The organism is Nitritalea halalkaliphila LW7, from assembly GCF_000265075.1.
GTDB lineage: Bacteria > Bacteroidota > Bacteroidia > Cytophagales > Cyclobacteriaceae > Nitritalea > Nitritalea halalkaliphila.
The window spans coordinates 1-14447 of sequence record NZ_AJYA01000065.1; the positions used below are offsets into that span (position 1 = coordinate 1).

Genomic DNA, 14447 nt, shown 5'->3' on the forward strand with positions numbered 1-14447 from the left:
CAGCTATTCCTTTAAAGAGTGCGTAACAGCTCACTGGTCGAGCGGCAGGGCGTCGATAATAATCGGGCATCAAGCGCGATACCGAAGCGTAGGATGGTCTACGAGAGTAGATTATGGTAGGGGAGCATTCTAATGACGGCGAAGGTAGATGGTGATGTTTACTGGAGTGATTAGAAAAGCAAATGTAGGCATAAGTAACGATAATGCGGGCGAGAAACCCGCACACCGATAGACCAAGGTTTCTGATCAACGCTAATCGGATCAGGGTTAGTCGGGTCCTAAGGCGAACCCGCGAGGGCAGTCGATGGCCAATGGGTTAATATTCCCATACCGTTCATACAGGTGATGGAGTGACGGAGTACTGAAAGGCTTGCCAACTGACGGAATAGTTGGTTAAAGGGTGTAGGTATTGGATTAGGAGTAAAATGCACTGATCTAGCTGAACCTGATAGTACCGCGCGTCTACGGACAAGCGGATAATAGCCGTAAGGACTTCCAAGAAAAACTTCTAGCGTTAAGCGTATGAATGCCCGTACCGCAAACCGACACAGGTGGTCAAGGAGAGAATCCTAAGGTGCTCGAGTGAATCATGGCTAAGGAACTCGGCAAAATGGCCCTGTAACTTCGGGAGAAGGGGCGCCACACGCGAGTGTGGCCGCAGTGAAGAGGCCCAGGCGACTGTTTATCAAAAACACATGGCTTTGCGAAGTTGAAAGACTAAGTATAAGGCCTGACACCTGCCCGGTGCCGGAAGGTTAAGAGGGGGCGTTATCGCAAGAGAAGCGCTGAATTGAAGCCCCGGTAAACGGCGGCCGTAACTATAACGGTCCTAAGGTAGCGAAATTCCTTGTCGGGTAAGTTCCGACCTGCACGAATGGTGTAACGATCTGGCGCTGTCTCAGCCATGAGCTCGGTGAAATTGTAGTCGCGGTGAAGATGCCGCGTACCCGCAACGGGACGGAAAGACCCCATGAACCTTTACTGCAGCTTAGTATTGGTATTGGGTAAACGATGTGTAGGATAGGTGGGAGACTGTGAAGTGGCGTCGCTAGGCGTTGTGGAGTCGCCGTTGAAATACCACCCTTTGTTTGCTTGGTATCTAATCCGCCTGTGGCGGAGACATTGCTTGGTGGGTAGTTTGACTGGGGTGGTCGCCTCCAAAAGGATAACGGAGGCTTCCAAAGGTTCCCTCAGCACGCTTGGTAACCGTGCGTGGAGTGCAATAGCATAAGGGAGCTTGACTGTGAGGCCGACAAGCCGAACAGGGTGGAAACACGGGTATAGTGATCCGGCGGTACTGCATGGAAAGGCCGTCGCTCAAAGGATAAAAGGTACTCTGGGGATAACAGGCTGATCTCCCCCAAGAGCTCATATCGACGGGGAGGTTTGGCACCTCGATGTCGGCTCGTCACATCCTGGGGCTGGAGAAGGTCCCAAGGGTTGGGCTGTTCGCCCATTAAAGTGGCACGCGAGCTGGGTTCAGAACGTCGTGAGACAGTTCGGTCCCTATCTGTTGCGGGCGTGGGAAGTTTGAGGAGACCTGACCTTAGTACGAGAGGACCGGGTTGGACTGACCGCTGGTGTACCGGTTGTGGTGCCAACTGCACTGCCGGGTAGCTACGTCGGGAAGAGATAAGCGCTGAAAGCATCTAAGTGCGAAACTCCCTCCAAGATGAGACTTCCAAACAGGGACGTCAGAGACGATGACGTTGATAGGCTGCAGGTGTAAAGTCAGCAATGGCATAGCTGAGCAGTACTAATGACCCGAAAACTTACGTTAGATTACCCTATTGCATTTTCTCCCAACATGTTAAAAGCATACGCTGCGAGTCACGAGAGTGAGTTAGGAGCGCTAAAAAATATTGACTACGTCAAGTAGCTACTGGTTTGACTAGATGAGGGTCAGACAAGAGACAGTAGAAAGGCCTGGCGGCCTAGCGTAGGGGTTCCACCTCTTCCCATCCCGAACAGAGAAGTTAAGCCCTACTGCGCCGATGGTACTGGAGTTACATCTGGGAGAGTAGGTCGCCGCCTCATCATCGAAGCCCTTTGGAGAAATCTGAAGGGCTTTTTTTAATGGTTAATTGTTAATGGTTAATTGTTAATGGTTAATTGTTAATTGTTAATGGCGCTGTGGGCGTGGGACTTGGTTGGGATTGTTGTGGGTTGCTTTTTTAATGGTTAATGGTTAATGGTTAATTGTTAATGGGGTTGTTGGCGTGGGACTGGTTGGGTTGTCATGGGCTTTTTTTTAATGGTTAATGGTTAATGGCGCTGCCGATGCGGGGCTTGGTAGGGGGTATCTTGCTAGGGTGCAGAAATCGAGAGCCCTCATAACGGCGGATTTTGGGAAGGCCTGGAGGCTTCAGACCCAGGCACGAGAGGCGTTCTTCGATCCGCGGGCTAACGCCACGCGGTTAGCATAAGGTCCGCTCCTATGGAGCTCGGGGGGGACAGCAGCTCGGGATTATAGAGGCCTAATTTTTTTTCGACTTAACGGTTTTATCCAAGCTGGAAACAGACGCGCTTTTCACAAGACAAACCTGCCGCGCCTGCGCCATTAACAATTAACAATTAACCATCAACAATCAACCACCCCTATCAACGTACAGAAATAGGGTCTGGAACGCCATCTGGATCATTACGAACAAAGCCATCCTGCTGAATGTCGCCGAGCAAGCGAAGCCCTGCTACATGGGGAGCTGCCATAGAGGTACCACTGATGCTGCGGTAAGCACCACCAATCCACGTTGAGGCAATTTGCACCCCTGGTGCGCACCAGTCTATAGGCGGATTCCCAAAATTAGAGAATGACGCAAAACGATCGTTACTGTCCATAGCGGAAACGGTCAGCGTAAAAGGGCCATTTACCCGTGCCGGGCTGGATGTGTTCGCGTCAGCGCTGCTATTCCCTGCGGCTAAAACAAACCAGATGCCTGCATTAGACGCATTTAGAACAGCCTGATCTAAGGCAGAAGAGATACCCCCACCTAAACTCATATTCGCCACATCACCTGGCTGTGCATTCGCCGCGATGAAGTTTACGCCCGCGATTACGCCCGAATTACTTCCAGAGCCATTCGCCCCTAAAACCTTTACCGGAATCACCTGCGCGCCTGCAGCGACACCGATGACGCCGATTTCATTATCGATGGCACCAACAGTCCCCGCCACATGCGTGCCATGTCCATTTTCATCCGTTAGCGAATTGCCATCCCGGCCACGTGTAAAGGCATTAAAACCACGCTGAGCATTTACATTTAAGTCGGGATGTGTAAGCTCTATGCCCGTATCTACCACGTAAACGGCATTCGAGCCCTGATAGCTAACACCACCATTTACCCGAGTAATGCCGAAAGGCACCACCTGTGCAGGCTGTGCGCTACCACCACCACCGCCTCCAGGACGACGCAGGATAGGCAATAAAGGCCCCAATAAATCAGGTAATAAATAAGCCACGCGGTCAGGTTCTATCGAAGCTACGGAAGGATCCTTTTCGATACGGGATAGCTGTTCCGGACTTAGTCGCGCGGCGAAACCTACCAGTGCCGTCTCATACACCTCTTCTGCTTGTTCGGCTGGGATGCCAAATTTGCGTAAAAACGTGCCCACTTCCTCCCGCATCAGCGCTTGATTTTCAGCATAATCCTCGCCACGTCGAAAACTGATGGCAGTGGGTTCCATGCTGATGATGTACTTACCCGGTATGATCTCTCCGGCACCTGCTACGTGCAAAACACTTTCTACCTCATTACCAAAGGCTTCTGCCTCGGAGTTCGGGTTGATTTCTTCGGGTGGCTGGCAGGCTCCTGCTACTAAAAGCGCTAAACCTACGCTTAATCCGTATCTCTTTTTCATAAGTAATAGAATTGGTTTTTTGCGAATATCGAACAAATAAGTAAATAACAAAATAAAAATATGAAATTTTACCTACTACACATTTAATATATGGGTATTGTGGTTGATTTCGGCTTTTGGTGATGAGGGTTTTTGCTGATTCCCTATTTTATTTTTCTTGTTTTGCATAAAACCAGCTGAGGCATAAGCGCTTCAGCTCTCCTTAACTTGCAGGAACGCTGTGAAGCATGTAGCTTTGGGTTCGCATGAGTTACAAGAAGCCAATCGCCCTAATCGTTCTCTTTACCTTCCTCTTTTTATTTGGCGGAAGCCTTTTACATCCGCCCAGACCTCTGCTCCAAGGGCACCTTTTGAGCTTTACCAGCTACAAGAGGGTCAGCTTATCTTTCAAGGTTTGTTAAAGGCAGATTACCTTCAGGTGATCGACGAGCAGCTGAAATTCATGCACAGTCAGGGCCATATGTTTTTTTTGAATGCGGCCTTTCGGCCCAATTTAAGTCTAGGGCCAGTCACTTTAGAGGCCTCACAGTCCCCTTGGGTTCTGGTGCGTGGCGCTGATGGGTTAGGGGTATGGCATCGCTATGGAGAGCAGGTCTTGGAACCGAAATATAGGGAAGTGGAGACCAGTGAAACGGCTCTGCTGGTCCGTGACCATGACGGATTCGCACATTATGACCGTCGCACACGTAATTTGACTCCCATCGGCAGCTTTGAACGCGCGCATCTGCTTCCGAATGGACAGGTGGTGGCTACCCGAGAAGGACGTTATTACTTGCCCATCAGTAATTTTCTGCAGGAGCAAGCCCTAGATAGTGTGCAAGCAGCGGGAGATAATTTTCTTATCTTTACTTTAAACCAGAAAAAAGGCTTAGTTAATGCCATCGGCAAGGTCATTCTCCCAGCCCAAATGGATGCACTCACCCACTTGGAAAAGGATTATTTTATTGCCCGGGAGGGCAAAGAATACCGCCTGATAAAGGCGCTCCCGAATGGCATTCAGGTGCAGTATGTGTCCTACCATCGCATTCAGATGGACGCTGGGACGCCTGTGGAATATATCCACGGCAAGCTTCGGCGCATCATGAAGGGGGAGGGGATTTTACTGGATGCAGTAGGCATGACCCGCGTAGAGGCCCTGGCTCCAAAGGTCTATCGGGTAGATTTTCGCGATGGCAAAACGGGCGTTTATGGGGACTCAGGCTGGCTGTTGACACCTACCTCGCAGATCGGTGCTTTGCGCTGGCTGGCGGATGGGCAGCTTCAGGGAGAGATGCTGGCATTCAAGCATTCCTAAGTCCTCTCCGACAGTGGATTTCTGTTCCCGAGGCGCTTGAGCTGCGCCCATTTTATGAGGAGCGTGCGGCTGTCCGCTTTTCAGATGGCTGGAGCTATGTGGATGCGCGGGGAGAGCTGCTTCCGCTCCGTGCTTTGGAAACTGCGGGCACCTTTTCTAAGGGGGTGGCGGCTGTGGGCCAAAGGGGGGCATACTTTCTCATTGACAGGTTTGGAGAGGCTATTTCGGAGTCTTTCACTGAACTTCGCCGCCTAGCGGATGACTTATACCTAGTCGAAAAGGAGGGTAAATGGGGGATTTTACGTGCAGATGGTAGCTTTCTGTGGCCCGCAGAGTTAGAGGCCGCCCAAGAGCTGGAAGGTCAGTTTCTGCTGCTTCTCAGAGAGGGGCGCTGGGGGCTGGCGGACCGTGCGGGCAGGATGCTCTTACCCTTTGCCTACCGGCAAATCGAGGTAGATGCCCCTAGTGGCAGCATCGCAGCCCAGCCTTTGGCGGAGCCAGAAGCTTTCCTTACCACGAACAAACCTTAAACCGATACAACGATGAAACAAGCAGTGATTTTTGACATGGATGGCGTCATCTGCCATACCAATCCTTACCATGCGGAGGCCTTTCGGCTTTTTTTCAGCCGGTACGGGTTGAAGCCTACTGAGGAAGCATTTAAGGAGCATATGTATGGAAAGAACAACGGCTATATCTTTTCGTATTTTTTAAATCGTCCGATAGAGGGGGAGGAGCTGGCAGAGCTGGAACGTGAAAAAGAGGCCTGTTTTCGAGAGCTCTATGCTCCTCATGTCCAGGCGATAGCTGGCTTTTTACCCTTTCTGAATACGCTTCGCGGGCGGGTGGCTCTGGGTGTAGCTACCTCTGCACCTCAGGCAAATATGGACCTGATTTTGGGTACGCTGGGCATTCGGGATTATTTTCAAGTGGCGCTGGCCAGTGAGCATGTTCGCAAGCATAAGCCAGATCCGGAGGTGTACCTGAAGGCGGCGGCGGCTTTAGATGTCTCCCCCGCGGAAGCGCTGGTATTCGAGGATTCTTTTTCGGGGGTGACTGCTGCCCGAAATGCGGGGATGGAGGTCATCGGTGTGCTGAGCTCCCATCGGGCCGAAGAGCTGCCTCCCTGTAAGGACTACGTCCAAAATTATTTGCAGCTGGGTTTAGGTGTTTTGTCCTGAATAGAGTTTCAAAGGCCTATGAACCGCATTCGTGGTATTCGAGAGGAGGAGGTTTCCCAAGGTAAAAATGCGGGAGCTACCTAGGGCATGCTTCAGGAGGCTATGGCCTACATACGAAAAAGGGCTTTTACATCTCTGTAAAAGCCCTTTTATACGATAGGCATGCGCGGTACCAATTCCTCTAGGAACCTTGGTAGCGGGTATGTTGCCTATTCCGCTTTATTTCTTATCGCCGCTGCCTCCTTTTCCGGCGCTACTGCTGCTACTTCCGCTGTCGTCATTCCCTGCGATCGAGGAGCGCATGTCGGTGTCGGACTTGATGTTTTCCATTTTATAGTAGTCCATTACGCCTAATTTTCCATTACGGAAGGCATCGGAAAGGGCCTTAGGTACCTCAGCTTCTGCCTCGATTACCTTCGCACGCATTTCCACTGCTTTAGCCTTCATTTCCTGCTCGAGGGCCACGGCCATGGCGCGTCTTTCTTCGGCTTTGGCCTCGGCCACTTTAAGGTCGGCAGACGCCTGATCGATCTGTAATTTCGCTCCGATATTTGTACCCACGTCGATGTCTGCGATGTCAATGGATAGGATTTCAAAGGCCGTGCCTGCATCTAGTCCGCGTTCCAAAACAAGTTTGGAGATTTTATCTGGATTTTCGAGTACGCTTTTATGGTTTTGGGCAGAACCGATGGAGGTAACGATCCCTTCACCGACACGTGCGAGGATGGTGTCTTCACCGGCACCCCCGACGAGCTGTGCGATGTTCGCGCGTACGGTCACACGCGCCTTCGCGATAAGCTGGATACCGTCTGCAGCTACGGCGGCCACATTTGGGGTATTGATTACCTTCGGGTTTACGGAGATCTGCACAGCTTCGAACACATCTCTACCTGCTAGATCTATGGCGGTAGCCTGTTTAAAGCTCAGGCGGATATTGGCTTTATCGGCAGAAATCAGGGCTCGGATCACATTAGGGACATTTCCTCCTGCGAGGTAGTGTGTTTCGAGGTCATTTGTGCTGAGGTCTAGGCCGGCCTTCGTCGCCGTGATGAGTGAATTTACGATGACACTTGGTGGCACCTTACGGATTCGCATCCCGATCAGTTCCCCGATGCTCACGCGTACATTCGCGAAGATTGCGGTGATCCAGAGATTGACAGGCACAAAATACAAAAAGATAAATAAGACCACCAGTGACGCGAAGGCCACCAGTAAAATTAAAGCTGAGTTATCGTACTCCATAGTCTAAACGGATTTATAAAGGTTTCACGAGTATTTGATTGTCTTGTAGGCGGGTGATGGTAATGGGGGTGCCTGCGGCAATGTGCCCCGTGGTGGATTTCACTTCGAAATCCTTCTCTCCAAAGCGCGCTTTGCCGATAGGTTTTAGGTCGGAAAGGGCTTTACCTTCTTCTAATACGGAGAGACCATCTAAACGGTTATCAAAAGAACGGCCTTCCACTGTACTTTTTAAGGTGAAGCGATCCCAGGCTTTGACCCGGAGGGTCCAGATGAGTCCTCCGATATGCAGGACGAGGACCAGCCCGAGGATCCAGAAGGCCGTGTTTTTATCATAGATTTGGAAGGCATACCCCACTCCGATGCCCGAGAAGAGCATGCCGAGGATGCCTACGATGGTGGTGCCGGGGACGAAGATGATCTCGGTGAGCACGAGTAGCAAGCCAATGAAAATGAGCGTAATGACTATCCACATGATGAACAGAAAAATTAAATTTGTTTACGTGGTCTAATATAAGGATTTCCTTAGAAACACTTGATGAAAAGAGGATTTTATTCTTTCTGGGGGGCGTGTAAAAATAGGAGCGCCCGTTACCGTGGGGGTAGCGGCGCAAGGGTATGTGGCTAATATGCTTAGGATCAATAGGCTTTCGCGAAGAGTACGCGACGTGCGGAAGGCTGACCGGTGAGGATGCAGGTTCCGGCTTCTTCTTTTGCATCGAGGGGGATGCAGCGAATGGTGGCTTTGGTGAGGGTTTTAATTTTCTCCTCCGTTTCGCCTGTGCCATCCCAGTGAGCGGACAGGAATCCCCCTTTCTTTTCGAGCACTTCTTGAAATTCCTCCCAGCTGTTTACTTCCGTGATATGTTCGGTTTGGAAGGTTTTAGCTTTTTGGTAGATGCTGTCTTGGATTTCGGCGAGGAGCTCTTCGACGAAGGTGCCGATTTCCACATCTGCCAGGGAAACGGTTTGCTTACTGAGCAGGTCTCGACGGGCGATTTCTACGGAGTTATTTTCCAAGTCTTTCGGGCCGATGGCGATACGTACAGGCACCCCTTTCAGTTCGTATTCGGCGAACTTAAATCCAGGTTTATGGGTGTCACGGTTGTCAAATTTAACGCTGATGCCCTTTGCGCGGAGCGCGGCCATAAGCTCTTTCGCTTTCTCGCTGATCGCATCTAGTTGTTCTTCGCCCTTGTAAATGGGGACGATGACCACTTGGATGGGTGCCAGTTTCGGAGGCAGGACGAGGCCATTATCGTCGGAGTGGGCCATGATGAGTGCGCCCATGAGGCGGGTGCTCACCCCCCAGCTGGTACCCCATACGAAGTCCAGTTTCCCTTCTTTGGTGGCGAATTTTACGTCGAATGCTTTCGCGAAATTTTGGCCTAGGAAGTGGGAAGTACCGGCTTGGAGCGCTTTACCGTCCTGCATCATGGCTTCGATGCAGTAAGTGTCTTCAGCTCCGGCGAAGCGTTCGTTTTCCGTTTTCACGCCTTTTACCACGGGAAGGGCCATAAACTGCTCGGCGAAGGTCGCGTAGACGTGCATCATCTGCACGGTTTCCTCGATGGCCTCTTGTTTCGTGGCATGGGCGGTGTGGCCTTCCTGCCAGAGGAATTCGGCTGTTCGGAGGAAAAGGCGGGTGCGCATCTCCCAGCGCACGACATTTGCCCACTGATTAACGAGTAGGGGGAGGTCGCGGTAGGACTGAATCCAGTTTTTATAGGTGCTCCAGATGACGGTTTCAGAGGTGGGGCGGACGATGAGTTCTTCTTCCAGTTTCGCGTCTGGATCTACGATTACCTCGCTACCGTCTTCGCTATTTTTAAGGCGGTAGTGTGTGACCACAGCGCATTCTTTGGCAAAGCCCTCCACATGGCTGGCTTCCTTCGAGAGGTAGGATTTCGGAATAAAAAGCGGGAAGTAGGCGTTCGTGTGCCCCGTTTCTTTAAACATGCGGTCGAGTTCTGCCTGCATTTTTTCCCAGATCGAATAGCCGTATGGTTTGATGACCATGCAGCCTCTAACGGCCGAGTTCTCAGCTAAATCCGCTTTTTTAACCAATTCATTATACCACAGAGAGTAATCCTCACTTCTTTTTGGAAGTCCTTTGCTCATGATGTTTGCTTGAAAGTAAAAATCTTCTTATTTTCGAATTCTTATGATAGGACAAATATAAAGCAATTATTTATACGTGGCTGCAACATACAGGGTGAAAAGCGCGTATCTATTATATAAGAGTTAAATCTGACCGATTATGAAAAATTTAATGACGTATGTATCGCTCGGAGTAGGTGCCGCACTGGCGCTCTCCTCGTGTAGCAGTAGCTATACAGCGATGAGGGGTGGGGAAACGGATGATTTGTACTTTATGGCTTCAGACGCCCGTGTGGCTACGCAGTTCGCTGTACAGAACAACAATCCGGAGAATTTTAGGGCATTAAAACGCCAAGCGGATGCTCCTGAGATGCAAGAGAATTTCTCTGCTCGTAATGTTAATCCTGAGTATTTAGCACGTTATGCAGCTCCAGCTGATTCTGCGGATGATGAGGGTGCGGTGTATTTTGATGATGAGCGTTTTGACGCGCGTCAGCAGCCGGCTAACGTGAATGTATATAATAATTTTGCCACTGGCCTGTTAATAACTTTGGCGGAGGTTTTGGGGGCTTCGGATTTTCACCATTTATGATGGGCGGATTCGGGCCTATGGGCTTTTGGGATCCTTTCTGGGGTCCTGGTTTCGGTCCAGGATTTGGTTTTGGCCTCGATTTGGCTAGGCTTAGGTTTTGGTGGCGGATTTGGTTTCCGTCCAGGCTTTAACCTTGCTTTAGGTTTTGGTAATCCATGGGCTTTCGGCCTGGTTTTGGCTGGGGCGGATTCGGGCCTATGTGGGATCCATTCTGGGGTCCTATGGCCTCGGTCCTGGTTTTGGCTGGGGGGGTGGTTTCTGGGGTAACCCGTGGATGCGTCCTGGTTTCGGCTGGGGTGGATTCGGTGCACCTATCTTCGTCTTGCCAGGGGGTGAATTAAACCAAAGACAAACTTTACGTGGCGCTCGACCTACGCGTGGAGCGGGTTACGCTACTGCTGCCAACCGTGCGAATATGGCAGCTGGTGCACCAGCGACTTCTCGTGCGGCTGCTAGGAGAGATGCTACAGCCCAGCGTGGCGGTATCGCTTCACCAAATGCGAGCAGAGCGAATGCGGGTAGAGATTTCAGCAGATCACAAAACGATTTATACCGCAACAGTGCGAGCAGCAGAACTGCAGCAGCACCTACGAGTAGAAATACACGTTCAGCAGCTACCACGCGTGGTGGTGCTGTGGGTAGACAAAGTGCAGCGGCTCCTTCCTATCGTTCAGCAGCTCCAGCAGCGCGTACGCAGTCTGCTTACAGAGGTGCGGCGCCAGCTACTCGTGGTAGTGCTATGAGAGGTGGTACAGCAGCAAGATCTGCAAGCCCTTCTTACTCCAATAGAACGGCAGCGCCAAGCTATAGAACAGCTCCTTCTCGTTCTGGCTTCAGTCAGCAGCCAAGTAGAAGTGGTTTCTCTCAGCCGAGCAGAAGTAACTTTAGCCAGCCAAGCAGAAGCACTGCACCAGCGATGCGTTCTACAGCGCCGAGCAGAAGCTCGACTGGATTTAGCTCAGGCGGTGGTGCTATGCGCAGCAGCGGTGGCGGCATGAGCGGCGGCGGATCCAGAGGTGGCGGTCGCGGTGGCAGATAATCCTTATTCGGTCAAAAAGTAAACTCAGGGGCATCTTCGGATGCCCTTTCTTTTTAGTCTATTTTTTACTTCAGGTGCCTCAAGCAATTGTTATGCACTCGTTGAGAAACTGCCAGGACGGAATAGCTCACTTATTTTTTGTTCCTGAGCGTTTCGTAGCCAAAAGTCATGGGGTTTTTCGTTAGTGGAAGGGAATAGTTACATGAATCGCGTTCCCATTTAGATGCGATCGAGCTGTGGACATTTCACCACAAGTTGTGATTTGGAAATTTTTCCTTTTGTCGTTAGGCTCCATTTCTCTCTAATTAGAGGAAATGGGAGGGGTTTTTTCTCGATTTCGGTAGTTTTTTTTAGAATTCTATATCTTTACACCCTTAAAGTCGTTTAGTAAACAGGTGAACTTTTAGGCATTATTCTTGTCAAAAGTTTTTTTAAAAATCATGAAAATATGAAGGGAATAAAGCGAATAATCGGAGTGGCTTGCCTAGTGGGCTTGGTGCTTTCTGAACAGGCGCACGCGCAAAGTGGATATGCTGATGATGCGCTTCGTTTTAGTCAATTTCAAAGTACAGGATCTGCTCGTATACTTGGTATAGGTGGGGCGCAGACTTCCTTAGGTGGAGATGTCTCGAACATCCATATGAACCTGCGGGCCTTGGGTTTTTTAGGCGGTCTGAATTTTCCATTACGGCGGGAGCAGGCGCTTGGAACACGGAAACCACCTTTCTTCAGCAGCCCCAAGAGGAGCGCAGAGGGATTTTCAATGTACCTAATCTAAGTGTGGTGATTAGCCGTCCGCGGGAAGGCTTTACAAATTCTGGTTTTCGAGGAGGTACTTTCGGGATAAGTATTAACCGTGTGGCGAATTTTAATACCCGTTTTGGATATTTCTCAGACATCGAGGGCAACTCCTCTATCATCGACTTCTTTTTAGCCGATGCGCAAGGGATTCCTGAGAATCAAATCGAGAACAGAGGACTTACAGGTGCTGCTTATCAGGCCTTTCTTATCAACCCTATCGCTTTCGATAATCAAGGAAATCCGATCAACAACCCTACACAATACGATTCCTTTGTGCTCGGTCTGCCCTTCCAAGATGAGTTCGTAGAACAAGAGGGAGGGATAACCCAAACGACCTTCTCTTATGGCGCCAACTTCGGAAACAAGTTGTTTATTGGTGCAGGATTGGGTATTTCTTCCGTTAACTATTTGCGAACAGCTACTTTTAATGAAGAGTTTTTCGGAGAACCGCTGACGAATCTTTCCATTCAGGAGAACCTGAGAATTAATGGATTTGGGATCAATTTAAACGCTGGTATTATCTACAAGCCGATCGATCAGGTGAATTTAGGCTTTAATTTCCAAAGCCCCACTTGGTACCGTTTAAATGAAGAGTATGATGGCCGGATCGTGGCTTTCTATGACAATTTCTTTTTTGAGGACGAGGGTATTCGTCTGAATCGTGAAGAGGGTTTAACCCCCTTCGTTATTAGTACATTTAACTTAAATACTCCGATGCGTTTATCCGCTGGAGGTACCTTTTTTGTAGGTAAAAATGGTTTTATTACAGCGGACGTAGATTACATAGACTACAGCATGAATCGTCTGAACTCGCGTGATTTTAATCCGAGCCTAGACAATCAGCAGATTAATACGCTTTTCGGACAAGCGATTAATTTTCGTTTAGGGGGTGAGTTTCGCTATGATATATTTCGTTTTAGAGGGGGGTATGGTCTTTACGGAGATCCTTTTGTGAATGATGATTTCGATCGCACCCGTCAGCAGTTTACAGGTGGTTTAGGGGTGCGCTTATCGAAATTCTATGTGGACTTTGCCTTTATCAGTAATAACTTTAGAGACCTATATACCTCCTACTCCTTTATCGAGGGAGGCCAGGAATTGGGTGCTGTAGCAGAGGTTCGCAATGTTATCAACCAGGGAATTCTAACGCTTGGTTTTAACTTTTAGCGTAGGGCCAGGTGATTTTCTGTGTTTGGGKGGGGGAAGTGCAATAGACCGCTTTTATTGAGGGCCTCTTAGAAAATTTGGGCCTTTTGTATAAATCTTAACTGGCCGTAGTTAACTGGTTAATTATCAAAATATAAAGTAAAACTCCGAATTTGGCAGTTTCTTCCTTTTTCGGAGTTTTCTTTTTTAATTTTTCGGAATAAAATACGGTGTAAGCTATGGTATAGCTGGATATTACGGTTCTATTTGTGCCACCTGTTTCGGTTTAAGCTGTTTTTTTTAGGGGCGTTTCGGTTCGATATGTGCCATTTTACGAGATAAAATTTTATCTGCTGTATCTTTTTCGGAAAAAAAGGAATGGCGAACGTACTAAATCCCATGGATAGAAAGCGGATTTTTTGCTTATACAGAGGTGGAATCTGCAGTAAAAAATAGCCTCCGTGCTAGGCATTTCCTGCTATACCATCAATATGTATCCTGGTCCCATGCCTCAGATTACGAGGGGAAAGAGATCTTGAATTTTCATGGTGGTAAAGTGGAATTAGGTCTTTCCCTCCCACACCACAATTATAAAGAAGCTAGGCGGTTGCTTGATAACCTTATACAGTTATACTCAGTTTATGGAGCATTACAACAGAAAGTACCTAGGCAGCAGGCTCTATGAAGCTCGAATATCTTTCTGGTCATGAAGTCTACATCTATTTTTCCGGGAAATAGGTTTGAAGACAGAATCAGTAATTGTTTTTATCGGACTCATGGGTTTTGGTGTTCCCGCCATAAGATTTTTCGTGTTAGCAGATGCTATAAAGATTCTGCTAAGAAACCACAACCATTTTAAAAGGGGGCAACCTACTCCGGAATGTCAGCATTCTGGCCTTTCAGGCTACTCTTACTCTTCAAAATCATTCCGCAGGTGAGGAGTCAACATGTTCCGGAATATCCACCTTGGGAGGTAGCTGTGCTTCGAACTCCCCCGAAGTGACCGCACAAGTTTCAGGCCTTGTTTTGATGGATTTGCCTTGGGAGGTGCAGCGGATTTGACTTGTGAGGGAATTCTAATTTGTTTCAATCCTTGTTTTGATGGATTTGCCTTGGGAGGAGGAGATCACGATACCCTATAGCGATGTGCTGCACAGTTTCAATCCTTGTTTTGATGGATTTGCCTTGGGAGGTGAT

Annotated in this window: 11 protein-coding genes and 2 rRNA genes; 9 read left to right on the plus strand and 4 right to left on the minus strand. The window is 49.3% G+C overall.

From position 1 onward, the window contains the following. Together A3SI_RS14915 and rrf are read left to right on the plus strand one after the other, a co-directional pair. Positions 1-1780 (plus strand): 23S ribosomal RNA (locus A3SI_RS14915); the annotation flags it as partial. A gap of 145 nt (positions 1781-1925) precedes the next feature. Then, positions 1926-2037: ribosomal RNA gene (gene rrf / locus A3SI_RS14920) — 5S ribosomal RNA — on the plus strand. A gap of 564 nt (positions 2038-2601) precedes the next feature. Here the strand turns inward: rrf and A3SI_RS14925 are convergent. Further along, complete coding sequence (locus tag A3SI_RS14925) at positions 2602-3858, minus strand: S8 family peptidase (RefSeq protein WP_009057217.1); 1257 nt, start codon at positions 3856-3858, stop codon at positions 2602-2604. A gap of 220 nt (positions 3859-4078) precedes the next feature. Here A3SI_RS14925 and A3SI_RS19400 point away from each other — a divergent pair, with 220 nt between their 5' ends. The 3 genes from A3SI_RS19400 (at position 4079) to A3SI_RS14940 (ending at position 6333) form a co-directional block, all read left to right on the plus strand. Next, entirely contained in the window at positions 4079-5152 is a 1074-nt protein-coding gene (locus A3SI_RS19400; RefSeq protein WP_009057219.1) for a KWG repeat-containing protein, read from the plus strand. 98 nt (positions 5153-5250) lie between these two features. Then, entirely contained in the window at positions 5251-5682 is a 432-nt protein-coding gene (locus A3SI_RS19405) for a WG repeat-containing protein (RefSeq protein WP_009057221.1), read from the plus strand. 12 nt (positions 5683-5694) lie between these two features. After that, complete coding sequence (locus A3SI_RS14940; protein ID WP_009057223.1) at positions 5695-6333, plus strand: HAD family hydrolase; 639 nt, start codon at positions 5695-5697, stop codon at positions 6331-6333. 219 nt (positions 6334-6552) lie between these two features. On the opposite strand, the gene floA is transcribed toward A3SI_RS14940, so the two are convergent. The 3 genes from floA to proS form a co-directional block, all read right to left on the minus strand. Next, complete coding sequence (gene floA, locus A3SI_RS14945; RefSeq protein WP_009057225.1) at positions 6553-7575, minus strand: flotillin-like protein FloA; 1023 nt, start codon at positions 7573-7575, stop codon at positions 6553-6555. Positions 7576-7588: 13 nt separating this feature from the next. After that, positions 7589-8047 (minus strand): NfeD family protein, encoded by a 459-nt coding sequence (locus A3SI_RS14950; protein ID WP_009057226.1) that lies wholly within the window; start codon positions 8045-8047, stop codon positions 7589-7591. 164 nt (positions 8048-8211) lie between these two features. After that, positions 8212-9693, minus strand: a complete 1482-nt coding sequence (proS, locus tag A3SI_RS14955; protein ID WP_009057228.1) for a proline--tRNA ligase — start codon at positions 9691-9693, stop codon at positions 8212-8214. Between the two features lie 139 nt (positions 9694-9832). On the opposite strand from proS, the gene A3SI_RS21190 reads away from it, so the two are divergent. From A3SI_RS21190 to A3SI_RS14970, 4 genes are all read left to right on the plus strand, one after another. Continuing rightward, positions 9833-10264, plus strand: coding sequence for a hypothetical protein (locus A3SI_RS21190; RefSeq protein ID WP_009057230.1), 432 nt, complete (start codon positions 9833-9835; stop codon positions 10262-10264). Between the two features lie 145 nt (positions 10265-10409). Next, the gene (locus A3SI_RS21195; RefSeq protein ID WP_156810335.1) at positions 10410-11303 is read left to right on the plus strand and encodes a hypothetical protein; all 894 of its coding nucleotides are present in this window, start codon (positions 10410-10412) and stop codon (positions 11301-11303) included. A gap of 448 nt (positions 11304-11751) precedes the next feature. Continuing rightward, entirely contained in the window at positions 11752-12081 is a 330-nt protein-coding gene (locus A3SI_RS21200; RefSeq protein WP_238531799.1) for a hypothetical protein, read from the plus strand. Positions 12082-12083: 2 nt separating this feature from the next. Then, entirely contained in the window at positions 12084-13271 is a 1188-nt protein-coding gene (locus A3SI_RS14970) for an OmpP1/FadL family transporter (RefSeq protein ID WP_238531800.1), read from the plus strand. Positions 13272-14447 lie beyond the last annotated feature (1176 nt).